This window comes from Kaistia adipata DSM 17808, assembly GCF_000423225.1.
Taxonomy (GTDB): Bacteria; Pseudomonadota; Alphaproteobacteria; order Rhizobiales; family Kaistiaceae; genus Kaistia; species Kaistia adipata.
The window spans coordinates 467,631-494,073 of the sequence record NZ_KE383992.1; the positions used below are offsets into that span (position 1 = coordinate 467,631).

The following is a 26,443-nucleotide window of genomic DNA, read 5'->3' on the forward strand; positions in this document are numbered from 1 at the left end:
GTGGTTTCGCTACCGCCGCGCTGTCACGCGGTTTCCGCGTAGGGATCGGCGATCCCGAGGCGGGCCAGGATCTCCGTCTCCAGAGCCTCCATGCGTTCCGCTTCGTCATCCTCAAGATGATCATGCCCGAACAGGTGAAGCAACCCGTGCACCAGCAGATGGGTCAGATGGTCGTCGAATGCCAGCCCCTGCTCGGCGGCTTCCGCGACCACTGTTTCACGTGCAACGACGATATCGCCGAGCAGGGGCCCGAACAGCTTGGAATCGGGAGGGCTGCCGGGAAAGGACAGCACGTTGGTGGCCTTGTCCTTGTCGCGATAGTCCGCGTTCAGCCGGCGGACATGCGCGTCGTCGGTGAAGACGACCGAGAGCTCCGAGCCCCGCATGGCCGGAAGCCGGCCGACGGCGAAGCTCGCCTCCACGGCGCGCGCCACCAGTCCGGCCAGCGCGTCCTCCCCGGCCCAATCGCCCGCCTCGACCAGCAGATCGATGGCAATCGGCAGCGTCTCGCCACTCATGCGCCCGCTCCCGAACGGGGGACGCGCGGCGGCGTCACCGGCGGACGCGGCGGGGCCTTGTCATAGGCCCGCACGATGCGGCCGACCAAGGGATGGCGGACGACATCGACATCGGAGAAGCGGATCTGGACGATGCCGGGCACGTCGCGCAGCAATTCGCTCGCCTCGACCAGGCCGGAAACCTGGCCGGGCGGCAGGTCGACCTGGGTCGGGTCGCCGGTGACGATCATGCGCGAGCCTTCGCCCAGGCGGGTCAGGAACATCTTCATCTGCATCGAGGTGGTGTTTTGGGCTTCGTCGAGGATGACGACGGCATTGGCGAGGGTGCGGCCGCGCATGAAGGCGAGCGGCGCCACCTCGATCATGCCGGAGGTCAGGCCACGCTCGACCTTCTCCGGCGGCATCATGTCGTAGAGCGCGTCGTAGAGCGGCCGCAGATAGGGATCGACCTTCTCCTTCATGTCACCCGGCAGGAAGCCGAGCCGCTCGCCCGCCTCGACGGCGGGGCGCGAGAGGATCAGCCGCGACACGTCGCCGCGCTCGATCAGCGCGGCGGCATAGGCGACGGCGAGATAGGTCTTGCCGGTGCCGGCCGGCCCCATGCCGAAGACGAGCTCGGCCCTGTCCATGGCGCGGATATAGGCGTCCTGGGCGGGATTGCGGGCCATGACCGTGCGCCGGCGGGTCGAGATCTGCGCCATGGCGAGCCGGCCCTTCGGCTCGAGGCTCGGCAACGACAGCTGCTCGTCGTCAGCGACCGCCATGCGGATCGCCCCCTCGACATCGGCCGGGCCGACCTCATGGCCCTGCTGCAGCCGCACATAGAGCAGGTCGAGCGCCAGGCGGGCCTGGGCGCAGGCGTCCGGCCGACCACGGATGGTCACCTGGTTGCCGCGCGCCACCGCCTCGACGCCAAGCCTCTGCTCGATGATGGCGAGGTTCTGGTCGAACTGCCCCAGCAGTTCGCTCGCCAGCCGGTTGTCATCGAAGGCGATCACGACATGGGCGAGATCGGAGGCATGCGCCATGTCGGAGCCACGACCGCCCGAGGACGGCGTATTGGAGCGTGCATTCACGAAATGACCTCCACGGCGTTGCTTTCCTGTATCGACGTCGAAGCGGGCTCGGCAAGCGTGCCGAAAAGCGAATTGGTTCCGAGGCGGTCGATCGCGACCCGGCCGATCGAGCCGATCCGGGCGGCATCGGCGTCGACCAGCACCGCCTGCAGGAAGGGCGACCGGCCCATGAGTTGACCCGCCCGACGACCCGCCTTCTCGAACAGGATGTCCATCGTGGCGCCGACCTTGGAGTGGTTGAACGCGGTTTGCTGGTCGAGGATCAGCGCCTGCAGGCGCTGCAGCCGCTCCGACATCACCGCGTCCGGGACGTGGTCATCATGGCCGGCGGCCGGCGTGCCGGGCCGGGGGCTGTACTTGAACGAGTACGCGGCGGCATAGCCGACCGTCTCGACCAGACGCATCGTCGCCTCGAAATCGGCGTCGGTCTCGCCCGGGAAGCCGACGATGAAGTCGGAGGAGAGCGCGATGTCGGTGCGCGCGGCGCGGATCCGGTCGACGAGGCGGAGATAGTCGTCCGCCTTGTGCTTGCGGTTCATGGCCGCGAGGATGCGGTCCGAGCCCGACTGAACCGGCAGGTGCAGATAGGGCATCAGGGCCGGCAGGTCGCGATGCGCCGCGATCAGGCTGTCGTCCATGTCGCGCGGATGGCTGGTCGTGTAGCGCAGCCGGTCGAGGCCGGGGATCTCGGCGAGGCGGAACAGCAGCTCGCCCAGGCCCCATTCGCGGCCGTCCGTGCCGACGCCGTGCCAGGCGTTGACGTTCTGGCCGAGCAGCGTCACCTCGCGCACGCCGGCATCGGCCAGCCGCGCCGCCTCCTCGACGATCTTGTCGACCGGACGCGACACCTCGGCGCCGCGCGTATAGGGCACGACGCAGAAGGTACAGAACTTGTCGCAGCCTTCCTGGATGGTGAGGAACGCCGTCACGCCGCGCGCCCGGGTGCGCTCGCGCGTCGCCGCCGGCAGGCGGTCGAACTTCTCGGCGATGGCGAATTCGGTCTCGACGGCGCGCTTGCCCTGCGCCACGTCGCGCAGCAGCTGCGGCAGGTGCTGATAGGATTGCGGCCCGACGACGAGATCGACGACCGGCGCCCGCCGGGCGATCTCCTGGCCCTCGGCCTGGGCGACGCAGCCGGCGACACCGATCGTGACGTTGCGGCCCTTGAGCGCCGCCTCTTCCTTCATCACGCGCAGGCGCCCGAGCTCGGAATACACCTTCTCGGCCGCCTTCTCGCGGATATGGCAGGTGTTCAGGAGGACGAGATCGGCGTTCTCGGCGCTATCGGTGGCTTCGTAGCCATCGCTGGCCAGCGCATCGGTCATACGATCGGAATCGTAGACGTTCATCTGGCAGCCATAGGTCTTGATGAAGACGCGCTTCTTTTCTTGGGTTCCGGTCATTGATCCGGTTATCTACCGCCACGGTTCGGCTCTGGCAGGATCGCCCGCGCCGGCAGCAGTGCCGACACAAGCCCTTCCTAGCCGCTTTCTGCCCCGCTGAGAATAGCGGCGTCGGGTGACGCTGTCGTGACCGGAACGTTGCGCAGGCCTCGCGCCCGCACGGAGCGGACCAGCGCCCTCACCTCGGCCTCGGCCCGGGCGGTCACCGCCTTGCGGTCGCTGTCCGGCCCGAAGACGATCGGCGTACCGAAGGCGACGACCGCGTCGATCGCGCCGATGTCGATCAGCCCGACCAGATGCGGCGCAAGATCCATGTCGCCGTGCCAGGCGATCTCCGACATGCGCAGCCGGCCGATCGGCAGGCCCTGGAAGCCGAGATAGACGATCGCCACCGGCTGGACGAGGATCGGCGTGTCGGCGCCGCCCGCATCGCGCGCCGCCCCGACCAGCGCGCTGCGGAAGGGCAGCACGGCGACGCCATCCCCCGTCGTGCCCTCGGCGAACAGCACCAGCGCCTCGTCCGCCGCGAGCCGGGCCGCGATGGCGCTGTTGGCGCTCGCCGTCGCCGTGCGCCGCGTACGGTCGATGAAGACGCTGCGCTGCAGCCGGGCCAGCCATTTCACCACCGGCCAGCCGCCGACCTCGCTCTTGGCGATGAAGGAGACCGGCAACAGGCTGCCGAGGGTGACGATGTCGACCCAGGAGACGTGGTTGGAGACGAGGAGAAGCGGCCGGTCCGTCGCCGGCGCGCCCTCGATCCGCACCTTGAGGCCGAGCAGGCGCGCCGCGACGCGCTGCCACCACATCGGGACGCGTGCCGCCAGCTTCGGCCGGAAGCGCATGGCGAAGAGCTGCACCGGCAGCAGCGCCAGGGTCGTGACGAGCAGGCCGACCAGGATGCCCGCCAGCCGGAGGCGACGCATCAGCCGCCTTCCTTGCCGCCCTTCGCCGCCTTGTCGTCGATCGGCACGGCGTAGAGCTCCAGCCGATGATCGACGAGGCGATAGCCGAGTCGCTTCGCGATCAGCTCCTGCAGCGCCTCGATCTCCTCGCTGCGGAACTCGATGACATCGCCGCTGCGCAGGTCGATGAGATGATCATGGTGTTCCTCCGACACCATCTCGTAGCGGCTGCGGCCATCGCGGAAATCGTGCCGTTCGATCATGCCGGCATCCTCGAACAGCTTCACCGTGCGATAGACGGTGGAGATCGAGATACGTGGATCGACGGCGGAGGCGCGCCGATAGACTTCCTCGACATCGGGGTGATCGGTGGCGACGTCGAGCACGCGCGCGATAATGCGGCGCTGCTCGGTCATGCGCATGCCCTTCTCGATGCAGGCGTCCTCGAGACTGGTCGGATGCTGCAGTTCTGGCGTCACACTCATCTCCTGCCCCCCTCGCGCAAAGCGGCGTATGGCCTGGTTCATCGGAGCTGCAGGCGCAGGACCAAGGCCGTCCCCCCCGGCCCCTTGCCATCACCATAGTAACCTTTTCGGCGGCCAACTTCGACAAAGCCGAGCGAGCGATAGAGCGCCACCGCGGCGGCGTTGCCCTCGTCGACCTCGAGGAAGATCTCCGGCACCAGGTCGCGATAGAGGCCGCGCAGTGCGTCCTCCATCAGCTGGCGACCATAGCCACGCCCGCGGCTGGCGGGGGCGACGGCGATCGTCAGCACCTCGGCCTGGTCGGCGACGGTGCGGATCAGGATGAAGCCCTGCGGCCGGCGCGCGCCGAAGATCGTCTCGCGCCGGAGCACGCGGCCGGAAACGGTCGCGTCGGCGAGCAGACCGTCGATCTCGTCGGCGCTCCAGCCGCGCCGGAAGCCGCCGGCATGGATCTCGGCCAGAAGCTCCGCGTCGGCCGGCTCGGCCTGATCGATGATGATCCGGGGGCGCAGCAGCATGTCCATCATCGGCGCTGGATTCCCTTGTGACGCTGCGGCTGCGCGTCGGGCGGCTTGATGTAGAGCGGCTTCGGCGGATGGCTTGCCGGATCCAGCAAGGCACCCCGCTCCAGAAGAATGGCGATGTCAGGCGCGGAGCGGTCATGAACGATCCGCTCCGGCCGCTCGAGGCGCGGCGCACCGGCGCCGGCGAGATCGACATCGAAAGTGTCGGAAAGCGCCGCAAACTGACCGATCGAGCCGAGCGTCGGCTCGTCGAGCGGATCGAGCGCCGCCGAGAAGAGCTGGCCGTAGAGCTCGTCGCCGCGCGCCGGCAGCAGGGCCAGGATGGGGCGCGTGCTCTCGGGCGTCCGCTCCCGCGCGGCGAGCGCCGCGTGGCTCTCGAGCGTCGAGACGCCGACGACCGGGATGCGATTGACAAGCGCAAGACCGCGGGCTGCCGAAATCCCGACGCGCAGGCCGGTGAACGAGCCCGGCCCGACGGAGACGACGATCCGCGTCAGCGCCGAAGGCTCGACGCCAGCCTCCGCCAGCGCCGCCTCGACCTGCGGCATCAGCCGCTCGGCATGGCCCTTGCCGATGGTCTCCACGCGCAAATGGACGTGACCGCCGGACAGAAGTCCGACGGAGCAGTTCTCGAGGGCCGTATCGATGGCGAGCAGGGTCATGCGCCCCGGATAGAGCGTGCGGGCCACGCTGTCGAGCGTTCCCGGCTCAGGAAATGGCCTCGACCTCGCGCACTTCCGGAACGAAGTGACGCAGCAGGTTCTGGATGCCGTGCTTCAGCGTCGCCGTCGACGACGGGCAGCCCTGGCACGAGCCGCGCATGTTGAGGTAGACGACGCCGTCGCGATAGCCCTGGAAGGTGATGTCGCCGCCGTCCTGCGCCACGGCGGGACGAACGCGCGTCTCGATCAGTTCCTTGATCGTCTCGACCAGCTCGGCGTCGCCCTCGTCGAAGAACTCCTCGTCGCCGACATGCGGCTTCAGCGTCGCCATGACCGGCACGCCGGCCATGAAATGCTCCATGATGGCGCCGAGAATGGCGGGCTTCATGTGCTGCCACTCGCCATCCTTCTTGGTGACGCTGATGAAGTCATGGCCGAGGAACACGCCGGCGACGCCGTTGACGGCGAACAGGCGCTCGGCGAGCGGCGAACGCTCGGCCTCGGAGGCGGTACGGAAATCAGCCGTGCTCTCCGGCAGTACCAGACGGCCCGGCAGGAACTTCAAGGTCGACGGATTCGGCGTCGCTTCGGTTTGAATGAACATGATGCGGGCTCCGTGCGATCTTGTTTAGAATCTTTCTAGGAAGGCATGTTAGCCAGTGTGGCAGGTCCATCCAAGCGGAATCACGACCTCGCCGCTAAAATCGTAGTCTTGCGGTCAGGTTTCAAGCGATGGCGGCGATGTCGTCGTCGGAGAGCGTGCCGGGCACGATGGTGATCGGCACCGGGAACGTCGCCGAGAGCTTGCCGGCGATCGAGGAGACCAGCGGCCCCGGCCCTTCCTTATCGGTGCCGGCGGCGAGCACGAGGATGGCGATGTCCTCGTCCGCCTCGATCAGGGCCGTGATCTGCTCGGCGCGCGTGCCCTCGCGGATCACCAGTTCCGGCTCGATCGAGGAATGGCGGCGGACCAGGTCGGCGAATCGGCCGAGCGTCGTCTCGGCCTCCTCCGTCGCCTCGGCGCGCATGATGTTCTCGACGCCGATCCAGTGCTGGAAGCCGGTCGGCTCGATGACATAGAGCAGGACGAGGGCGCCGCTGGTGCGCTCGGCCCGTCGCGCGCCATAGATGACGGCGCGCGAGCATTCGGGGGTATCGTCGATCACCGCGAGAAACTTGCGGCGGTGACCGGCCTCGGTGCTCTTGCGCTTCATCAGCATACCACGATGCTGCCACCGGCCGCGCGGCGCCGCAAGCGGGCGCGCGACGCCGGCCGGCGCATCCTGCTAGGGCATTACTTGCGGCGGACGAAGCCGACGACGTCCTTGACGCCGTCGAGGATCGGCCTGGCGATCGCGTCGGCGCGGGAAGCGCCATCGGCGAGGATCGCGTCGATATGGCCGGGATCCGCCATCAGGCGGCGCATTTCGCCGCCGACCGGGCCGAGCTTGTCCACCGCGAGATCGGCGAGCGCCGGCTTGAAGGCAGAGAACTGCTGGCCGCCGAACTGGGCGAGCACCGCCTCCTTGGAGAGGCCGGAGAGCGCGGCGTAGATGCCGACCAGATTGTCGGCCTCGGGCCGGCCCTTCAGACCCTCGGTCTCGCTCGGCAGCGGCTCGGCGTCGGTCTTGGCCTTGCGGATCTTCTGCGCGATCGCGTCGGCGTCGTCGGTCAGGTTGATGCGCGAATAATCGGACGGATCCGACTTCGACATCTTCTTCGAACCGTCGCGCAGCGACATGATGCGGGTCGCAGGGCCGGTGATCACGGGCTCGGTGATCGGGAAATAGGCGTCGCCGAAGCCATGCGCGGCGATCGACTCGGCATAGTCGTTGTTGAACTTCTGCGCGATGTCGCGGGTCAGCTCGAGATGCTGCTTCTGGTCCTCGCCGACCGGCACATGCGTCGCCTGGTAGGCGAGGATGTCGGCCGCCATCAGGCTCGGATAGGCGAGCAGGCCGAGCGAGGCGTTTTCCTTGTCCTTGCCGGCCTTGTCCTTGAACTGCGTCATGCGGTTCATCCAGCCGATGCGCGCGACACAGTTGAAGATCCAGGCGAGCTCGGCATGGGCCGAAACCTGGCTCTGGTTGAAGACGATGTGCCGGACCGGGTCGATGCCGGCGGCGACAAAGGCGGCCGTGACCTCACGGATCTGCCGCGTCAGCTCGACCGGATCCTGCCAGACGGTGATCGCGTGCAGATCGACCACGCAGTAGATGCACTCGTTCTGCTCCTGCAGCGCGACGAAATTGACGATCGCGCCGAGATAGTTGCCGAGATGCAGATTGCCGGTCGGCTGGACGCCGGAAAAGATACGCGTCTTGAATTCGGTCATCGGAAACCCCGTTTTTCCGCCGCCTTATCGCGCGGCGGCGCGCGCCACGCAAGCGGCCTGGCTTCAGCCGCAGCGGCGATTGCGCAACTTGCCCAGCACGGCGCCGAACTGCACCACGCCGACGAGCTGGCAGAACAGCGCGAACAGCATCAGGCCGATCGCGCAGATCGTCCCCATCGCGATCGCGCGGAAGACAATGCGGTGGTCGGCGAAATAGGGCTCCGCCCACCACGCCGCCAGAAACACGGCCGCGCCCATGGCCAGCGCCGCGCCCAGCACCAGCGGCATGTTCCGCCGGACCTTGGCGTCGAACACGAAATGGCCGCGCTTGTGCAGCGCCACGCCGAGCAGCAGCGCATTCACCCAGCCCGAAATGCTGGTGGCGATGGCGATGCCGACATAGGTCAGCGACGGGAACAGGGCGAGCGAGCCGACGATGTTGACGCCGACGCCGATGGTGGCGAACCACATCGGCGTCTTGGTGTCCTCGCGCGCGAAGAAGCCGGGCGAAAACACCTTGATCAGCACGAAGGCGGGCAGGCCGACCGCATAGGCCATCAGCGTGTGGGCGGTCGCGATCGTCGATTCCGGTCCGAACTCGCCGCGCTGGAACAGCACCTGGACGATCGGCTTCGCCAGCACGAACAGCGCGATCGCCGCCGGCAGCGTCAGCGCCATGGCGAATTCGAGGCTGCGGTTCTGGGTGTGGTGGGCGAGATCCTCGCGGCCGCCGCGCAGCTGCCGCGACAGGTCCGGCAGCATGACGACGGCGATGGTGGCACCGACGATGCCGAGCGGCAGCTGGTAGAGCCGGTCGGCATAGCTCAGGATCGCGATCGCGCCCGGCGCGAAGGAGGCGATCATCGTGCCGATGACGATGTTGATCTGGGTGACGCCGCCGGCGATCATGCCCGGCACGGCGAGCCGCGTCAGCTTGCGCACGCCAGCGGTCAGCCGCGGCCAGCGCAGCTTCAGAAGCAGTCCGTTGCGGCCGGCGTCGATGACGACCACGGCGAGCTGCAGCACGCCGCCGATCAGCGTCGCCCAGGAAAGCAGGATGCCGGCCTCGGCCGTGTTCTCGAGCTTCGAGAACAGGATGTAGGCGAGCGCCGCCACCAGCACGACGTTGAGCAGCGCCGGCGCCATCGCCGCCGCCATGAAGCGGCCATCGGCGTTCAGCACGCCGCTGTAGAGCGCCAGCAGCGAGATCAGCGTCAGATAGGGGAACGAGATCCGCGTCATCAGCACGGCGAGGTCGAATTTCGACGGATCGGACACGAAGCCCGGCGCCATGATGTACATGAGCGGCACCATGGCGATCAGCGCCACCACCGTCAGCACGATCAGGAAGGCGAACAGCGCCGACAGCGCCTCGGAACCGAACTGGCGCGCTTCCTCGCGGCCATCCACCTCCAGCTTGCCGGCGAACAGCGGCACGAAGGCCGAGGCGAAGGCGCCCTCGGCGAACAGCCGGCGGAACAGGTTGGGAAAGCGGAAGGCGACCATGAAGGCGTCCGCCACCGGCCCGGTGCCGAGCGCCGCGGCCATGAACATGTCGCGCACGAAGCCGATCAAGCGGCTCGACGTCGTCGACCCGCCGACGGTGACGAAGTTCTTCAGAAGGGACATGGCGGCCTGGATTGCTCAAAGGAGGCGTGGGCGGCTTGCTTGCTTCAAATCGGAGCCGAAGGGAAGCCCCGATTTCCACCTCGCACGCCATGCCGGCGAAGGTAAGGCAGGCCGCGGACGCAACGTCCGCCGCGCTCAGCCCGACTTGCGCACGGCCGGTTTCTCGGCCGGCTGGGTTCCCTCGAACGCCTGGCGCAGGCGGCGACGGATGCTCGCCTCGCGGTTGGCGTTCATCACCTTCCGGGCGGTCAGGTCGGTCACATAGAAGACGTCGACGACCCGCTCGCCGAAGGTGGCGATATGCGCCGAGGCGATGTTCAGATTGAGATCGGAGATCGAGCGGGTCAGGTCGTAGAGCAGGCCCGGCCTGTCGAGGCCCGACGCCTCGATCGCCGTGAACTGGTTCGACCAGGAATTGTCGAGCAGGATGTTGGTCTCGACCGTGAACGCCTTGATGCGGGCGCGCGACTTCGCCCGCTTGGCGATCGCCTCGGGCAGCGCCACGGCGCCGGACAGCGCCTGCTCGATCAGCGCGCCGACCTTCAGCGCCCGCGTCGTCTCCTCCGCGTCGGTCTCGAACTCGCGCGCGATGAAGATGGTGTCGACGGCGAGCCCGTCCGTGGTGGTGAAGATCTGCGCGTCGACGATGTTGCCGCCGGCGGCGGTGCAGGCGCCGGCGATCATCGACAGGAGGCGCGGATGGTCCGGCGCCAGCACGGTGATCTCGGTGATCGATTCGAAGGCCCGCGTGGAGACGGCCGTCGCCAGCGTCCTGCCCGAGCGGTCGGCGTCGCGCATCAGCGTCGCATGGGCGATCTTGCGCGGCAGGTCGACCCGGAGCCAATAGGCCGGATAGTGGCGGTCGAGATAGCGGTCGAGCTCGGCGGCCGGCCAGTCCGCGAGCGCCTCGGCCAGTTCCGCCTTGGCGGCGGCGACGCGCTCGTCGCGCGACACCTGGCTGTGGCCGCCGGTCAGAAGTGGCTCGGTCTCGTAGTAGAGCGTGCGCAGCAGCTGCCCCTTCCAGCCGTTCCAGACGCCGGGGCCGACCGCCTTGATGTCGGCGATGGTCAGCACCATCAGCATCTTCAGCCGCTCCAGGCTCTGCACGATCGCCGCGAAATCCTGGATCGTCTTGCGGTCGCCGAGATCGCGTGACTGCGCCGTCATGCTCATCAGCAAGTGATGCTCGACCAGCCAGGCGACGGTCTCAGTCTGGGCGGGGGAGAGGCCGAAGCGCCGGCAGAGCTTGCGCGCCACGCGGGCGCCGGCGATCGAGTGATCCTCCGGCCGGCCCTTGGCGACATCATGCAGGAACATCGCGACATAGAGCGCGGTGCGGTCCTGGATGGTCGGCATGACGGCGTTGGCGAGCGGGTGCTCGCTGGCCCGATCGCCGCCGTCGATCTCCGACAAGACGCCGATCGAGCGGATCAGGTGCTCGTCGACGGTGTAGTGGTGATACATGTTGAACTGCATCATCGCGACGACCTTGCCGAAATCCGGCACGAAGCGACCGAGCACGCCGGCTTCGTTCATCCGACGCAGCACGACCTCCGGCTGGTTGCGCGAGGCGACCAGCTCCAGGAACAGTCGATTCGCCTCGGGATCCTCGCGCAGCTTCGCGTCGATCAGCTTCAGCGACCGCGTCACCTGCTTCATCGCGTCGGGATGGAAGGCGAGGTTGTGCTTGTCGGCGAGGTGGAAGATGCGGATCAGGTTGACCGGATCGCGCGCGAACACCTCGGGCGAGGCCATGTTGATGCGGTCGTGCTCGACGACGAAATCGCTGGAGCCGGTGATCTTGCGATGGCGGCGGCGCGCGCCGAACGGGAAGAAGCGGTTCAGGAGCGGCGTCGGCTTGGCGTTCTCCTCCTCCAGGCCGGCGCAGAAGATCATCGTCAGGTCGCCGACATCCTTGGCGACCAGGAAGTAGTGCTTCATGAAGCGCTCGACATCCTTCATGCCGGGATGCGAGGTGTAGCCGAGGCGGACCGCCATCTCGCGCTGCACATCGAAGGAGAGCCGTTCCTCCGGCCGTCCAGTCAGGAAATGCAGGTGGCAGCGCACCGACCAGAGGAAATCCTCCGACTTGCGAAACAGCGCCAGTTCCGAGCGCGAGAACACGCCCGCCTCGACCAGCGCGTCGCCGGATCGGACGTGGTAGAAATATTTGGCGATCCAGAACAGCGTGTGCAGGTCCCTGAGGCCGCCCTTGCCTTCCTTGACGTTGGGCTCGACCAGGTAGCGCGAGGCGCCCTGGCGACGGTGGCGCTCATCGCGCTCGGCGAGCTTGGCGACGATGAACTCCGGCCCCGTGCCCCTGACCACCTCGGCGTCGAAGCGCTGGGTCAGCTCGTAGAACAGCTTCTCGTCGCCCCAGAGGAAGCGAGCCTCCAGGATCGCCGTGCGGATGGTCATGTCGCCGCGCGAGAGGCGGACGCATTCGTCGACGTTGCGGGTGGCATGCCCGACCTTCAGGCCGAGATCCCAGAGCATGTAGAGCACGAATTCGACGATGCTCTCGCCCCAGGGCGTCTGCTTGTAGGGAAGCAGGAACAACAGGTCGATGTCGGAGCCCGGCGCCAGCATGCCGCGGCCATAGCCACCGACCGCCACCAGTGCCATGCGCTCGGCCGAGGTCGGATTCTCGGCCGGATAGACATGGCGCAGCGCGACCTCGTAGATCGCGCCGATGATGTCGTCCTGCAATTGCGACAGCCGCCGCGCGCAGGCGCTGCCATGGCCGTCGGCGACCAGTTGCGCCTCCGCCGCCGCCCGGCCATCGCGCAACACCTGCTTCAGATGCACGAGCACGGCGCCGCGCAACGCGGCCTTGTCGAGACCGGACGCCATCGCATGCAGTTCCGCGGCGAGCGAAGAACCGGCGGGAGGCGCTTTGTCGGTTCGGGTCATGGAGGCGAGCAACCCTTGGTCGTGGCAGGAAGGGAACGACCGTAGACCGCTTTTCGCCGCGACGCCAAGGGCGGCGGCCGACCCGCCCGGCCGGCAGAGGCCTCAGGCGCTGCCGGCGCGGATCGCCTTCAGCCCGTAGAGCGCCTCCAGCGCCTGGCGCGGGGTCATTTCGTCCGGCGCGAGGCCGTCGAGCGCAGGCCCGAGCGGATCTTCCGCCACGACAGGCTGCGGTTTGACGGCCAGCGCGGCAAATAGCGGCAGGTCGTCGATCAGCGTCGCCGCCGGCGATTTCCGGTCGGTCTCCTCGAGATGCGAGAGCACGTCGCGCGCCCGCGCCACGACCGAGGCCGGCAGGCCGGCGAGCTTCGCCACCTGGATGCCGTAGGATCGGTCGGCCGCGCCGGCGACGATCTCGTGCAGGAAGACGACGTCGCCGTTCCATTCCTTGACCCGCACGGTGGCGTTCTCGAGCCGGTCGAGCCGCTGCGAGAGCGCCGTCAGCTCGTGATAATGCGTGGCGAACAGGCCGCGCGAACAATTGACCTCGTGCAGATGCTCGATCGCCGCCCAGGCGATCGACAGGCCGTCGAAGGTCGCCGTGCCGCGACCGATCTCGTCGAGGATGACCAGCGAGCGCTCGGTCGCCTGGTTCAGGATCGCCGCCGTCTCGACCATCTCGACCATGAAGGTCGAGCGGCCGCGTGCGAGATCGTCGGCGGCGCCGACGCGGCTGAACAGCCGGTCGACGATGCCGAGATGGGCGCTCTCGGCCGGCACGTAGGATCCGATCTGCGCCAGGATGGCGATCAGGCCGTTCTGGCGCAGGAAGGTCGACTTACCGGCCATGTTGGGGCCGGTGATCAGCCAGATCAGGCCCGGCTTGCCGTCCTTGCGGGCGCCGAGATCGCAGCCATTGGCGACGAAGGCGGCCCCGCCGTCGCGCTTCAGCGCCTGCTCGACCACCGGATGGCGGCCGCCCCGAATGTCGAAGGCGAGCGAATTGTCGACGACCGGGCGGGCGTAGTTGTCGGTCTCGGCCAGCGTTGCCAGCGCCGCCGTGACGTCGATGACGGCAAGCGCTGCGGCAACCATCCGCAATGTTTCGGCCACCGCGATGACACGGGCGAGCAGGGTATCGAAGATCGCCTGCTCGATCGCCAGCGCGCGGTCGCCGGCCGAGGCGATCTTCGCCTCGAGGTCGGCGAGCTCGGTGGTGATGAAGCGCATGGCGCCGGCCATGGTCTGGCGATGGATGTAGCGGCCGGCGAACTCGGCGCCGAGCAGCCGCTCGCCATGCTGCTGCGGCACCTCGATGAAATAGCCGAGCACGTTGTTGTGCTTGATCTTGAGCGCCTTGATGTCGGTCTCGGCGGCGTAGGTCGCCTGCAGGCCGGCGATCACCTGGCGGCTCTCGTCGCGCAGCGCCCGCGTCGTGTCGAGGTCGGCGTCGTAGCCGGCCCGGACGAAGCCGCCGTCGCGGCGGAGCAGCGGCAACTCGTCGGCAAGCGCGATCGCGAGTTCGGCGGCGAGATCGTGCGGCGCCTCGACGAGCGAAGTCCGCGCCGCCGCGATCTCCTCGGGCAGATCCGCGCCATCCTCGCCGAGGACGGTCGCCAGCCGCGCCGCCGCGTCGAGCGCGAAGCGGATGCCGGCGAGATCGCGCGGGCCGCCGCGATTGAGCGACAGGCGCGACAGGGCGCGGGCGAGATCCGGGCTGGCGCCGAGCGCCTCGCGCAGCACCATGCGGCGACGGCCGAGACGCAGCATGTGATCGAGCGCGTCGAGCCGGCGCCCGATCAGGTCGGGATCGGTCGACGGACTGGCGAGCCGTTCGGCCAGCAGCCGCGAACCGGCTCCGGTCACCGTGCGGTCGATGGCGGCGAGCAGGCTGCCGCGCCGTTCGCCGGAGAGCGTGCGCACCAGTTCGAGATTGGCGCGCGTCGCCGCGTCGATCAGCATGACGGCGCCGTCGCTCTCGCGGATCGGCCGGGCGAGCGGCGGCCGCTCGCTGATCTGCGTCTTCTCGACATAGGCGAGCGCGGCGGCGGCGGCCGAAAGCTCGACGCGCGAGAACGAGCCGAGCCCGTCCAGCGTGCCGACGCCGAAATAGGCGGCAAGCCGACTCGCCGCGGTCGCGCCGTCGAAGAAGGCGCCCGGCAGCGGCGTCACCGAAACCGGCAGCTCACGTACGAAGGTTCCGAGAACCTCATCGGCGAAGAAGCTGTCCGGCACCAGCAATTCGCGCGGGTCGACACGGGCGACATCGGCCGAGAGACGGAGCCCGTCACTTTCGGCGAGGCGGAAATCGCCGGTCGAGATGTCGATCCAGGCGATGGCGAACCGGTCCTGGCCGTCCTCGCCGGCGCCGCGCTGGCGAGCGATGGCGGCGAGATAATTGTTGCGGCCGGCGTCGAGCAGCGTGTCCTCGGTCAGCGTACCGGGCGTGACGAGACGGACGACGGCGCGGCGAACGACGGACTTGCCACCGCGCTTCTTCGCCTCGGCCGGGTCCTCGGTCTGCTCGCAGACCGCGACGCGATGGCCGAGCGCGATCAGCTTCTGCAGATAGTCGTTGGCGGCATGCACCGGCACGCCGCACATCGGGATGTCCTCGCCGAGATGCTTGCCCCGCTTGGTCAGCGTGATGCCGAGCGCGCGCGACGCCACTTCGGCGTCGGCGAAGAACAATTCGTAGAAATCGCCCATCCGGTAGAACAGAAGGCTGTCCGGATTGGCGGATTTGATCTCGAGGAACTGCTCCATCATCGGCGTGGGCCGAGGCAGGGCGGTGTCGGTGGCGGGGTCTGGCGCGAGCATGGCCGGACGCTAGCAAAACGTTGAAGGTGTTTCACCCTCGCCGACAATACCAATCCGCTTGAGATCACAGAAACCGGTGATATCGTCGCCGTCCCACATCTTGAGACGGCGAATGCCGTCCGCCCCCGGAAACGCCCACGCCGAGCCCCGAAACGATGACCGAGACCAAACGTCCCGCCAAGAGCGGCCCTGTGCTGACCGACGCCGAAGCGCTGGACTTCCACGCCCATGGCCGGCCCGGCAAGCTCGAGATCACGCCGACCAAGCCGATGGCGACGCAGCGCGACCTGTCGCTCGCCTATTCGCCCGGCGTCGCCGTGCCGGTGAAGGCGATCGCCGAGGATCCGTCCAAGGCCTATGATTACACGACGCGCGGCAACGTCGTCGCCGTCATCTCGAACGGAACCGCCATCCTCGGCCTCGGCAATCTGGGTCCCCTCGCCTCGAAGCCGGTGATGGAGGGCAAGGCCGTCCTCTTCAAGCGCTTCGCCGACATCGACTCGATCGATCTCGAGCTCGACACCGAGGACGTCGACGCCTTCGTCAACTCGGTCCGCTATCTCGGGCCCTCCTTCGGCGGCATCAACCTGGAAGACATCAAGGCGCCGGACTGCTTCGTCATCGAAAGCCGCCTGCGCGAGCTGATGGACATTCCCGTCTTCCATGACGACCAGCACGGCACGGCGATCATCGCCACCGCCGGCATGATCAACGCGCTGCACCTGACCGGCCGCGACATCAAGACGACGCGCCTCGTCTGCAACGGCGCCGGCGCCGCCGGCATCGCCTGCATCGAGCTCGTCAAGGCGATGGGCATGCCGGCCGAGAACGTCATTCTCTGCGACACCAAGGGCGTGGTCTATCAAGGCCGCACCGAGGGCATGAACCAGTGGAAGACGGCGCATGCCTCGCCGACCGACGCGCGCACGCTCGAGGACGCGATGAAGGGCGCCGACATCTTCTTCGGCGTCTCTGCCCAGGGTGCGCTGACGCCGGAGATGGTCCGCTCGATGGCGCCGAAGCCGATCATCTTCGCCATGGCCAATCCCGATCCGGAGATCACGCCGGAGGAAGTGGCCGAGATCCGCGACGACGCGATCATGGCGACGGGCCGGTCGGACTATCCGAACCAGGTCAACAACGTCCTCGGCTTCCCCTACATCTTCCGTGGCGCCCTCGACGTGCGCGCCACGACCATCAACGAGGACATGAAGATCGCGGCCGCCAACGCCCTCGCGGCGCTGGCGCGCAAGGATGTTCCGGACGAGGTCGCCGCCGCCTATCAGGGCGTCCGTCCCCGTTTCGGGCCGCACTACATCATCCCGGTGCCATTCGATCCGCGCCTGCTGTCGGACATTCCGGCCGCCGTCGCCCAGGCGGCGATGGATTCGGGCGTCGCCGGCAAGCCGATCGAGGACATGGCCGCCTACAAGATCCAGCTCTCGGCCCGTCGCGACCCGATCGTCAGCACGCTGGCCCGCATCTACGAGCGCGTGCGCCGCAATCCGAAGCGCGTGGTGTTCGCCGAGGGCGAGGAAGAGCAGGTCATCCGCGCCGCCGCCAGCTTCGTGGCGCAGGAACTCGGCACCGCGATCCTGATCGGCCGCGAGGACATCATCCGCGAGACGGCGGCGAATGCCGACATCGAGATCCGGGACGGAATGGAGATCCACAATGCGCGGCTGTCGCAGCGCAATCCCGCCTATATCGACTTCCTCTATGCGCGCCTGCAGCGGCAGGGCTACCTGCTGCGCGACAGCCAGCGCCTGATCAACACCGACCGCAACTATTTCGGCGCCACCATGGTGGCGCTCGGCGACGCCGACGCCATGGTCTCCGGCGTCACGCGCAATTATTCGACGGTTTTGCACGACGTCCGCAAGGTCATCGACACCCGGCCCGGCCACCGGGTCATCGGCGTGTCGATCGCGCTGATCCGCGGCCGGACCGTGGTCGTCGCCGATACGGCGGTGCACGACATGCCGACGGGCGAGGAGCTCGCCGACATCGCGGTCGAGGCGGCCGGCGTCGCCAAGCGCCTCGGCTATGAGCCGCGCGTCGCCATGCTCGCCTATTCGACCTTCGGCCAGCCAGAGAGCGAGCGCTCCCGCCATGTGCGCGAGGCGGTGCAGATCCTCGAGCGGCGGCGCGTCGGATTCGAGTTCGACGGCGAGATGGCCGCCGACGTGGCGCTGAACCCGAAGGCGATGGCGGCCTATCCGTTCTGCCGCCTGTCGGGCCCGGCCAACGTGCTGGTCATGCCCGCGTTCCACTCGGCCTCGATCTCGACCAAGATGCTGCAGGAATTGGGCGGTGCTACCGTCATCGGGCCGCTGCTGGTCGGCCTCGACAAGCCGGTCCAGATCCTCTCGCTCGGGGCGCGCGACAGCGACATCGTCAACATGGCGGCACTGGCGGCCTTCAACGTGGGCGGCTAAAGAGGCAGGACAACCGCCAAACACCGGGCCTCGCGATGCCGAAAGTCTACGACTGCTTCACCTTCTTCAACGAGCTCGATCTCCTGGAGGTGCGGCTGAACGAACTCGATGGTGTCGTCGATCGCTTCGTGCTGTGCGAGTCGCCCTATACCTTCCGCGGCCAGCCCAAGCCGCTGGTCTTCCAGGAGAATCGCGCCCGCTTCGCGCGGTTCCTCCCCAAGATCGAGCATGTCGTCGTCGACGACCTGCCGCTCGGCGGCCGCAAGAAGGAACACGACTATTTCAAGAAGGAACGGTTCCAGCGCAACGCGCTGGCGCGCGGCCTCAGAGACGCTGCGCCGGACGACTATGTCATCCTCTGCGACGTGGACGAGATCCCGCGCGCGGACGCGATCGAGGCGATCGTCCGGGCGAACGGCACCAAGGCCGTCCACCTGCTCGAGATGGACTACCACACCTATTTTCTGAACCTGCTGACTTCGACGGCCTGGGACAAGCCGCGCATGGCGCGGCATGGCGACATCCGCAAGCTGCAGGCGCTGCGTTCGGGCGGGCCGGGCTGGGCACCGAAGGAAAAGCGGGTGCTCGCGGTGCTGCGGCAATGGAAACGGATGGTTTTCGGCGTCCGGCCACGGCCTTGGGTGCGTGTCCCCGACGCGGGGTGGCACTTTACCTCGATGAACGGCCCCGCTGCGGTGCGCGAGAAAATGATGGCCTATTCGCATGTCCGGCCGGACATGGAGGACGAGGCGGCGATCATCGGCAAGATCGCCGCCATCCTGGAACAGGCGGTGGCAAATGGAGACGCCGCGACGCCGCGCATCGAACCGCTGGACCGCATGCCGGCCTTCATCCGCGACAATCCCGAGCGCTTCGCCGGCCTGATCGCCTCCGCCGAGACCGTGGCGGAATACCAAGTGCTGGCCCGGGGCTGACCAGAGCTGTCAGCCGAGACGGGCCGTCGACTGGATCCGCTGGATTCCGGTCTTGTCCATGATGGCGTTGGCCTCGGCGAGCGAGCCATTGGTGTCGATGGCGCGACAGGCGTCCTCGATCACGGTGGTCTGGAAGCCATGCGCGCGGGCGTCCTGCGCCGTCCAGAAGACGCAGAAATCGAGCGCCAGGCCGACGACGAAGACGTGCTCGATGTTGCGCTCGAACAGATAGCCGGTGAGCCCGGTCGGGGTCTTGCGATCGGCCTCGAAGAAGGCGGAATAGCTGTCGGTATGGGCGTGGTAGCCCTTGCGGATGATCAGCTGCGCATGCGGGATGTCGAGGCCGGGCGCCAGTTCCGCGCCGGACGAACCCTGGATGCAGTGATCCGGCCACAGCACCTGCTGGCCGTAGCGCAGCCCGATCGTCTCGAAAGGCTGGCGGCCGGCATGCGTCGAGGCGAAGGAGATGTGGCCGGCCGGATGCCAGTCCTGCGTGATCACGACGTTCTGGAAGCCGCGCGCCAGGCGGTTGACCAGCGGCACGATGGCATGGCCGTCGGAAACGGCCAGCGCCCCGCCGGGCAGGAAGTCATTCTGGATGTCCGTTACGATCAGGACGGCATTCGATTCCGGCACGATGTCTCCCTCGCGGTATGGAAACGCAGACCAAGACGGCTGTTAACCCGAATGACCCGGCTTGTTAACCGACAAATTGGAATCGGATGAAATCTGCTCACACCGGCCCGGGCCTGGTGACCCGCCGCAACGTCAGATTGATGCGCCCGCCCTGTTGCAGCAACGTCGATGTGCCCGGATAAATCCGGTCGACGCCGTGGTAGGCGAGCCGCGCCGCGCCGCCGAGCAGCAGCACGTCGCCCGACGCCAGCCGGAACGAGCGCGTCGGGTCGCGGCGGTCGACGCCGCCGAGCCGGAACAGGCAGGTATCGCCGAGCGAGACGGACAAGACCGGCGCGGCGAACTCGGCCTCGTCCGCGTCCTGGTGCAGGCCCATGCGCGCATCCGGCTCATAGAAGTTGACGAGGCAGGCCTCCGGCGGATGCGGATAGCCCGAAAGCGCCTCCCAGAGCGCGAGCAGCATTTCGGGGATGGGCGGCCAGGGCCGGCCGGTGACCGGATGGGTCGCCTGGTAGCGATAGCCGGCCTGGTCGGAGACCCAGCCGAGCGGCCCGCAATTGGTCATGCGGACGGAAAACGGCTTGCCGGTCCGCGGCATGGTCGGCCGATAGAGCGGCGCCGCGGCCGCGACGGCGCGGATCGCATCGCGCAAATCCTCCTGCGTGGCGCGGTCGAACCGGCTCGGCAACAGGCGAAACCCCTCCGGCATGGCGCCATGCTCGCGCGACGATGGCGTTTCAGGCATTTCGCGGCTTGCCTCCCTCGGTTCTTCGCATCGACCCATATCAAGGCTGAGAGCCGACTTGCGGCGGTTTAGGCATCTTCTTATATACGCCCAGAACCTGCGCAGGCCGGCCCTTCGCCGAGACCACGCAAATCGTAGTGTTCATGGGGGCCGTCCCGGTGCGACCGGAACGGCGGAAGCCTCTGAGAGGGTCCGCACGGCCCGCCGAAAGGAGAGAGAATATGGCTAAGGTCATCGGTATCGACCTCGGAACGACGAATTCCTGCCTCAGCGTCATGGACGGCAAGGCGCCGAAAGTCATCGAGAACGCCGAGGGCGCGCGCACGACGCCGTCCATGGTCGCGTTCACGGACGACGGCGAGAAACTGGTCGGCCAGCCGGCGAAGCGCCAGGCGGTCACCAATCCGGAACACACCTTCTTCGCGGTGAAGCGCCTGATCGGCCGCCGCTACGACGACCCGATGGTCGAGAAGGACAAGCACCTCGTCCCCTACAAGATCGTCAAGGGGCCGAACGGTGACGCCTGGGTCGAGGTCGAGAACGAGAAGTACTCCCCCGCCCAGATTTCGGCCTTCATCCTGCAGAAGATGAAGGAGACGGCGGAAGCCTATCTCGGCGAAAAGGTCGAGCAGGCCGTCATCACCGTGCCCGCCTATTTCAACGACGCCCAGCGTCAGGCCACCAAGGACGCCGGCAAGATCGCCGGCCTCGAGGTGCTGCGCATCATCAACGAGCCGACCGCGGCGGCGCTCGCCTACGGTCTCGACAAGAACGACGGCAAGACGATCGCGGTCTATGACCTCGGCGGCGGCACCTTCGACATCTCGATCCTCGAGATCGGCGACGGCGTCTTCGAGGTGAAGTCGACCAACGGCGACACCTTCCTCGGCGGCGAGGACTTCGACATGCGCCTGGTCGGCTACCTGGCCGACGAGTTCAAGCGCGAGCAGGGCATCGACCTCCGCAACGACAAGCTCGCGCTGCAGCGCCTGAAGGAAGCGGCCGAGAAGGCCAAGATCGAGCTCTCGTCGGCGCAGCAGACCGAGATCAACCTGCCGTTCATCACGGCCGACGCCTCGGGTCCGAAGCACCTCGCCATCAAGCTGACCCGCTCGAAGTTCGAGGCGCTCGTCGACGATCTGGTGCAGCGCACCGTCGCGCCCTGCAAGGCGGCGCTCAAGGATGCCGGCCTCACCGCCGGCGAGATCGACGAAGTGGTCCTGGTCGGCGGCATGACCCGCATGCCCAAGATCCAGGAGATCGTGAAGCAGTTCTTCGGCAAGGAGCCGCACAAGGGCGTCAACCCGGATGAAGTCGTCGCCATGGGCGCCGCGATCCAGGCCGGCGTGCTGCAGGGCGACGTCAAGGACGTGCTGCTGCTCGACGTGACCCCGCTGTCGCTCGGCATCGAGACCCTCGGCGGCGTGTTCACCCGCCTGATCGAGCGCAACACGACGATCCCGACCAAGAAGAGCCAGGTCTTCTCGACCGCCGAGGACAGCCAGTCCGCGGTCACGATCCGGGTCTTCCAGGGCGAGCGCGAGATGGCGGCCGACAACAAGATGCTCGGCCAGTTCGATCTCGTCGGCCTGCCGCCGGCGCCGCGCGGCGTGCCGCAGATCGAGGTCACCTTCGACATCGACGCCAACGGCATCGTCAACGTCTCGGCCAAGGACAAGGGCACCGGCAAGGAGCAGCAGATCCGCATCCAGGCCTCGGGTGGCCTGTCGGACGCCGACATCGAGAAGATGGTGAAGGACGCCGAGAGCCACGCCGCCGAGGACAAGAAGCGTCGCGCCGTCGTCGAGGCGAAGAACCAGGGCGAAGCGCTGGTGCATTCGACCGAGAAGTCGCTCGGCGAGTTCGGCTCCAAGATCTCGGCCGCCGACAAGTCGACGATCGAGACCGCCATCGCCGATCTGAAGACGGCGCTCGAGGGCGACGATCCGGAAGCCATCGAGCAGAAGACCAACACGCTGGCCCAGGCCTCGATGAAGCTCGGCGAGGCGATGTACGCTGCGCAGCAGGCTGACGGCAGCGAAGGCAATGCCGAGAAGGCCGGCTCCGACGACGTCGTCGATGCCGACTTCGAGGAAGTCAACGACGACAAGAAGTCGAACTGATCGGTCTTCGCAAGAACCAGGAGGCCCGGCGCCCCGCGCCGGGCCTCTATCACGGCACGACACCGTTGTGTCTCTACTCTTGAGTTTCGGCTCGCTTTCACCACGGGCGTTGCATGGCAAAAGTTGACTATTACGAATTGCTGGGGGTCGCGCGCGATTGCGACGACAAGGGCCTGAAGGTCGCCTTCCGCAAGCTTGCGATGCAGTACCACCCGGACAAGAACCCCGGCGACCACACTGCCGAGGCCAAGTTCAAGGAAATCAACGAAGCCTACGAGATGCTGAAGGACCCGCAGAAGCGGGCCGCCTATGACCGCTTCGGTCATGCCGCCTTCGAGAATGGCGGCGGCGGTCCCGGATTCTCCGGCGACTTCTCCTCGTCCATGTCGGACATCTTCGACGACATCTTCGGCGAGTTCATGGGCGGCGGCCGCCGCGGCGGCGGCCAGCGTTCCGGCGGACGCGAGCGCGGCGCGGACCTGCGCTACAACATGGAGATCACCCTCGAGGAAGCCTTCTCCGGCAAGACCGCGGAAGTGCATGTCCCTACCAAGATCGCCTGTGACGCCTGCTCCGGCACCGGCGCCAAGCCCGGCTCGCACCCCAAGGTCTGCACCACCTGCGACGGCCATGGCCGCGTGCGCGCGGCGCAGGGCTTCTTCTCGATCGAGCGCACCTGCCCGACCTGCCAGGGACGCGGCGAGATCATCTCCGATCCGTGCGACAAGTGCGCCGGCTCCGGCCGCACGACGCAGGAACGCACGCTCTCCGTCAACATTCCCGCCGGTATCGAGGACGGCACCCGTATCCGCCTGTCCGGCGAGGGCGAGGCGGGCTTGCGCGGCGGCCCGGCCGGCGACCTCTACTTGTTCCTGTCGGTCAAGCCGCACAGCCTGTTCCAGCGCGAGGGCGCCGATATCTTCTGCCGCGTGCCGATCTCGCTGACCACGGCGGCGCTCGGCGGCCAGTTCGACGTGCCGACGGTCGATGGCGGCAAGACAAGGGTCAAGGTTCCGGAAGGCACCCAGACCGGCAAGCAGTTCCGCCTCAAGAGCAAGGGCATGCCCGTGCTGCGCTCGAGCCAGATGGGCGACATGTACATCCAGGTCGTCGTCGAGACGCCGCGCAACCTGTCGCGGCGCCAGCGCGAGCTGCTCGAGGAGTTCGAGAAGGCCTCCTCGGAGGAAACCAACCCGGAATCCGCTGGATTCTTTGCCCGAATCCGAGACTTTTTCGGCGGCGGCTGACACGATAGGCGTCACAGGATTGCCGCGATGAAGCGCGCATAGTTCGGCCACACAACGATTCGGGTCTTCCATGTCCTCAATCCAGAAGCGAAAGCTGAAAGCGCGTGTTGCCGACGAGGTCCGCTTCTTTCGGAACTGGATTGAAAAGCCGCTCTCGATGGGCGCCGTCAGCCCGTCCGGCAAGGCGCTGACCAAGCTGATGGCGAGCTTCGTGGATCCGGACGACAACCTGCCGGTGATCGAGCTCGGACCGGGCACCGGCGTCGTCACGCAGGCCCTGATCGAGCGCGGCGTCGCCCCGGAGCGGATCGTCTCGATCGAATACAGTTCCGATTTCTGCCGCCTGCTCGAACAACGCTTCGCGGGGGTGAAAATCGTCGAGGGGGATGCCTATGCGCTGGAGCGGACGCTCGCTGGCTGCGTGTCCGGTCCGGTCAGCGCCGTCATCTCCAGCCTGCCGCTCCTGACCCAGCCGCCGGCGCGACGCAGCGCCCTGATCCAGGCGGCCTTCGCCAGGCTTGCCCCCGGCCAGCCCTTCATCCAGTTCTCCTACGGCCTCGCCTCCCCCGTCACGCCCGATCCAAGCCTCTTCTCGACGACCCATACCGGCTGGGTGATGAAGAACGTTCCGCCGGCGCGCGTCTGGGTCTATAGACGGACCCACTGATCCGTCCCGCCTGCCGAAGCCGCGGCCCTCGAAACGCCTCGCGATCCTTCCCCGGCCAGGAAATCGCCGCCAGTCCTTGCCCTGCGCGCCCTCGCGCGCGAATTCATACGACACGCCGCCCCGCGGCCGAACCAAGAGGCTCGACCATGCCCCTGCTCGACATTCGCGACCGCCTGATCGTCGGCCTCGACGTGCCCACCGTCGACGCGGCCGAGGAAATGGTCGCGACGCTCGGCGACACCGTCACCTTCTACAAGGTCGGCCTGCAGCTCTGCTTCGCCGGCGGCCTCGCCTTCGCCGAGCGGCTCGTCGACCAGGGCAAGAAGGTCTTCCTCGACGTCAAGCTGCTCGACATCGACAACACCGTCGAGCATGCCGTGCAGAACATCGCCAAGCTCGGCATGCACTTCTGCACCATCCACGCCTATCCGAAGGCGATGCGCGCCGCCGTGCAGGGCAAGGGCACGAGCGATCTGCGCCTGCTCGCCGTCACCGTGCTGACCTCGATGGACGAGGCCGACCTCGCGGCCGCCGGCTATGCGACGAACCCGGCGGAGCTTGTCGCCCGCCGCGCCGCCGACGCCCGCGCCGCCGGCATGAACGGCATCGTCTGCTCGCCGGAGGAAGCCGCCGCCATGCGCGCCGTCGTCGGCGCCGGCATGGCGATCGTTACCCCCGGCATCCGCCCCGCCGGCTCGATCGTCGGCGACCAGAAGCGCATCGCGACGCCGGCCGCGGCGATCAAGGCCGGCGCCGACCACCTGGTCGTGGCCCGGCCGATCATCGAGGCGGCCGATCCGAAGGCCGCCGCCAAGGCCATTCTCTCCGAAATCGAGGTGGCCTCGGCGATCTAGCCTGCCGCCCCTTCCCGCGCGGGCGACGGGCCTGCTATATGCGCACTGAACTTCGGGGGAATACGCCATGACCGATATGGGTCTCGTCATCGTCGGCGCCGCCGGCCGCATGGGCCGGACGCTGACCCGCGTCGTCACCGAGACCGAGGGCGTCGCCGTGGTCGGCGCGATCGAGCGCGAGGGCTCGCCCTTCCTCGGCCAGGACGCCGGCGTGCTCGCCGGCCTGCCGCCGCTCGGCGTCGCCGTCACCGACGACCCGCTGCCGGTCTTCGCCAAGGCGCAGGGCGTGCTCGACTTCACCATGCCGGCCGCGACGCTCGCCTTTGCCGAGATCGCCGCGCAGGCCCGCATCGTCCATGTCATCGGCACCACCGGTCTCTCCGTCGACGACCACGCGGCGATCGACGCCGCCGCCCGCCATGCCGTCATCGTGCAGGCCGGCAATATGAGCCTCGGCGTCAACCTGCTGGCGCAGCTGGTGCGCCAGGCGGCGAAGGCGCTCGACGAGGACTTCGACATCGAGGTGCTGGAAATGCACCATCGCCACAAGGTCGACGCGCCCTCGGGCACCGCGCTGATGCTCGGCCAGGCCGCCGCCGAGGGCCGCGACATCGACCTCGCCTCGCATTCCGTCCGCGTGCGCGACGGCATCACCGGTCCGCGCGAGCGCGGCTCGATCGGCTTCGCCACCTTGCGCGGCGGCAGCGTCATCGGCGACCATTCCGTGATGCTGGCCGGCGAGGGCGAGATGATCACGCTGTCGCATCACGCCTCGGACCGCGCCCTCTTCGCCCGCGGCGCCGTCAAGGCGGCGCTCTGGGCCCACGGCCGCAAGCCGGGCCGTTATTCCATGGCCGACGTGCTCGGCTTCACCGACTGAACTGAAAAAGGAGCCTTCCGTATGGATCGCCTTCTCGTGCTGGTGCGCCATGGCCAGAGTGAGTGGAATCTCAAGAACCTGTTCACCGGCTGGCGCGATCCCGCGCTGACCGAGCAGGGCGTCGCCGAGGCGACCGCCGCCGGCAAGCGGCTCAAGGCGCTCGACCTTTCCTTCGGTCTCGCCTTCACCTCGGAACTTTCCCGCGCGCAGAACACGCTGAAGCTGATCCTCGGCGAACTCGGCCAAGACGACCTGACGACGATCCGCGACCGGGCCCTGAACGAGCGCGACTATGGCGACCTCTCGGGCCTCAACAAGGACGACGCCCGCGCCAAGTGGGGCGAGGAGCAGGTCAAGATCTGGCGCCGCTCCTATGACGTGCCGCCGCCCGGCGGTGAATCGCTCAAGGACACCGGCGCCCGTGTCTGGCCCTACTACATCTTCAACATCCTGCCGCCGGTCATGCGCGGCGAGAAGGTGCTGGTGGCGGCGCACGGCAATTCGCTGCGCGCCCTGATCATGGCGCTGGAAGGCCTGACGCCTGCCGAGATCCTCGAGCGCGAGCTCGAGACCGGCGTGCCGATCGTCTACCGCCTGAACGCCGACACCACGGTGGCGGAGAAAAAGGTCCTGAAGGGCTGAGCGGCCGTCGCC

23 protein-coding genes are annotated in these 26,443 nt (G+C 67.8%); 8 read left to right on the forward strand and 15 right to left on the reverse strand.

Going from position 1 to position 26,443, the window contains the following annotated elements:
- Nucleotides 1–23: 23 nt before the first annotated feature.
- The 13 genes from ybeY to mutS form a co-directional block, all read right to left on the reverse strand.
- Nucleotides 24–518 carry an rRNA maturation RNase YbeY gene (gene ybeY / locus G539_RS0122425; RefSeq protein ID WP_029077198.1) on the reverse strand — a complete coding sequence of 165 codons (495 nt, stop codon included), beginning with the start codon at nt 516–518 and terminating at the stop codon, nt 24–26.
- Complete coding sequence (locus G539_RS25850; RefSeq protein ID WP_156912110.1) at nt 515–1,546, reverse strand: PhoH family protein; 1,032 nt, start codon at nt 1,544–1,546, stop codon at nt 515–517. The genes ybeY and G539_RS25850 overlap by 4 nt, the downstream gene beginning before the upstream one ends.
- Before the next feature lie 44 nt (nt 1,547–1,590).
- On the reverse strand, nt 1,591–2,997 hold the full coding sequence (gene miaB / locus G539_RS25855) for a tRNA (N6-isopentenyl adenosine(37)-C2)-methylthiotransferase MiaB (RefSeq protein ID WP_035832273.1): 1,407 nt from the start codon (nt 2,995–2,997) through the stop codon (nt 1,591–1,593).
- 77 nt (nt 2,998–3,074) lie between these two features.
- Nucleotides 3,075–3,920, reverse strand: a complete 846-nt coding sequence (gene olsA / locus G539_RS0122440) for a lyso-ornithine lipid O-acyltransferase (RefSeq protein ID WP_029077199.1) — start codon at nt 3,918–3,920, stop codon at nt 3,075–3,077.
- Nucleotides 3,920–4,384, reverse strand: coding sequence for a Fur family transcriptional regulator (locus G539_RS0122445; protein ID WP_029077200.1), 465 nt, complete (start codon nt 4,382–4,384; stop codon nt 3,920–3,922). Before G539_RS0122445 ends, olsA begins: the two co-directional genes overlap by 1 nt.
- A gap of 38 nt (nt 4,385–4,422) precedes the next feature.
- Nucleotides 4,423–4,911 (reverse strand): GNAT family N-acetyltransferase, encoded by a 489-nt coding sequence (locus G539_RS0122450; protein ID WP_035832274.1) that lies wholly within the window; start codon nt 4,909–4,911, stop codon nt 4,423–4,425.
- Nucleotides 4,908–5,597 (reverse strand): tRNA (adenosine(37)-N6)-threonylcarbamoyltransferase complex dimerization subunit type 1 TsaB, encoded by a 690-nt coding sequence (tsaB, locus tag G539_RS0122455; protein ID WP_051231932.1) that lies wholly within the window; start codon nt 5,595–5,597, stop codon nt 4,908–4,910. Before tsaB ends, G539_RS0122450 begins: the two co-directional genes overlap by 4 nt.
- A gap of 19 nt (nt 5,598–5,616) precedes the next feature.
- Entirely contained in the window at nt 5,617–6,174 is a 558-nt protein-coding gene (locus G539_RS0122460; protein ID WP_029077203.1) for a NifU family protein, read from the reverse strand.
- A gap of 121 nt (nt 6,175–6,295) precedes the next feature.
- Nucleotides 6,296–6,790, reverse strand: coding sequence for a universal stress protein (locus G539_RS0122465; RefSeq protein ID WP_029077204.1), 495 nt, complete (start codon nt 6,788–6,790; stop codon nt 6,296–6,298).
- A gap of 74 nt (nt 6,791–6,864) precedes the next feature.
- A complete protein-coding gene (trpS, locus tag G539_RS0122470; RefSeq protein WP_029077205.1) occupies nt 6,865–7,905 on the reverse strand; it encodes a tryptophan--tRNA ligase in 1,041 nt (346 codons plus the stop codon).
- A 63-nt stretch (nt 7,906–7,968) separates the two neighbouring features.
- Nucleotides 7,969–9,534 (reverse strand): murein biosynthesis integral membrane protein MurJ, encoded by a 1,566-nt coding sequence (gene murJ / locus G539_RS0122475; RefSeq protein WP_029077206.1) that lies wholly within the window; start codon nt 9,532–9,534, stop codon nt 7,969–7,971.
- A gap of 135 nt (nt 9,535–9,669) precedes the next feature.
- Nucleotides 9,670–12,447 carry a [protein-PII] uridylyltransferase gene (locus tag G539_RS0122480; RefSeq protein ID WP_029077207.1) on the reverse strand — a complete coding sequence of 926 codons (2,778 nt, stop codon included), beginning with the start codon at nt 12,445–12,447 and terminating at the stop codon, nt 9,670–9,672.
- Between the two features lie 102 nt (nt 12,448–12,549).
- Nucleotides 12,550–15,264: a DNA mismatch repair protein MutS gene (gene mutS, locus G539_RS25860; protein ID WP_035832277.1), complete on the reverse strand. Its 2,715-nt coding sequence runs from the start codon at nt 15,262–15,264 to the stop codon at nt 12,550–12,552.
- A 155-nt stretch (nt 15,265–15,419) separates the two neighbouring features.
- On the opposite strand from mutS, the gene G539_RS27450 reads away from it, so the two are divergent.
- Together G539_RS27450 and G539_RS26445 are read left to right on the forward strand one after the other, a co-directional pair.
- The gene (locus G539_RS27450) at nt 15,420–17,702 is read left to right on the forward strand and encodes an NADP-dependent malic enzyme (protein WP_029077208.1); all 2,283 of its coding nucleotides are present in this window, start codon (nt 15,420–15,422) and stop codon (nt 17,700–17,702) included.
- Nucleotides 17,703–17,737: 35 nt separating this feature from the next.
- Entirely contained in the window at nt 17,738–18,637 is a 900-nt protein-coding gene (locus tag G539_RS26445) for a glycosyltransferase family 17 protein (protein ID WP_051231934.1), read from the forward strand.
- Nucleotides 18,638–18,646: 9 nt separating this feature from the next.
- Here the strand turns inward: G539_RS26445 and pncA are convergent, their stop codons facing one another.
- Entirely contained in the window at nt 18,647–19,276 is a 630-nt protein-coding gene (pncA, locus tag G539_RS0122500) for a bifunctional nicotinamidase/pyrazinamidase (protein WP_029077209.1), read from the reverse strand.
- Nucleotides 19,277–19,370: 94 nt separating this feature from the next.
- Nucleotides 19,371–20,018: an alpha-ketoglutarate-dependent dioxygenase AlkB gene (locus tag G539_RS0122505; RefSeq protein ID WP_425402375.1), complete on the reverse strand. Its 648-nt coding sequence runs from the start codon at nt 20,016–20,018 to the stop codon at nt 19,371–19,373.
- 221 nt (nt 20,019–20,239) lie between these two features.
- On the opposite strand from G539_RS0122505, the gene dnaK reads away from it, so the two are divergent.
- The 6 genes from dnaK to G539_RS0122535 all read left to right on the forward strand — a co-directional run bounded on the left by dnaK (nt 20,240) and on the right by G539_RS0122535 (nt 26,431).
- Nucleotides 20,240–22,141, forward strand: coding sequence for a molecular chaperone DnaK (gene dnaK, locus G539_RS0122510; RefSeq protein ID WP_029077211.1), 1,902 nt, complete (start codon nt 20,240–20,242; stop codon nt 22,139–22,141).
- 113 nt (nt 22,142–22,254) lie between these two features.
- Nucleotides 22,255–23,388 carry a molecular chaperone DnaJ gene (gene dnaJ, locus G539_RS0122515; protein WP_029077212.1) on the forward strand — a complete coding sequence of 378 codons (1,134 nt, stop codon included), beginning with the start codon at nt 22,255–22,257 and terminating at the stop codon, nt 23,386–23,388.
- Between the two features lie 70 nt (nt 23,389–23,458).
- A complete protein-coding gene (locus tag G539_RS0122520) occupies nt 23,459–24,055 on the forward strand; it encodes a class I SAM-dependent methyltransferase (protein WP_029077213.1) in 597 nt (198 codons plus the stop codon).
- Nucleotides 24,056–24,201: 146 nt separating this feature from the next.
- Nucleotides 24,202–24,909 (forward strand): orotidine-5'-phosphate decarboxylase, encoded by a 708-nt coding sequence (gene pyrF, locus G539_RS0122525; protein ID WP_029077214.1) that lies wholly within the window; start codon nt 24,202–24,204, stop codon nt 24,907–24,909.
- A gap of 67 nt (nt 24,910–24,976) precedes the next feature.
- Nucleotides 24,977–25,789: a 4-hydroxy-tetrahydrodipicolinate reductase gene (gene dapB, locus G539_RS0122530; protein WP_035832282.1), complete on the forward strand. Its 813-nt coding sequence runs from the start codon at nt 24,977–24,979 to the stop codon at nt 25,787–25,789.
- A 21-nt stretch (nt 25,790–25,810) separates the two neighbouring features.
- The gene (locus tag G539_RS0122535; RefSeq protein ID WP_029077216.1) at nt 25,811–26,431 is read left to right on the forward strand and encodes a 2,3-bisphosphoglycerate-dependent phosphoglycerate mutase; all 621 of its coding nucleotides are present in this window, start codon (nt 25,811–25,813) and stop codon (nt 26,429–26,431) included.
- The last annotated feature ends 12 nt before the right edge of the window (nt 26,432–26,443 follow it).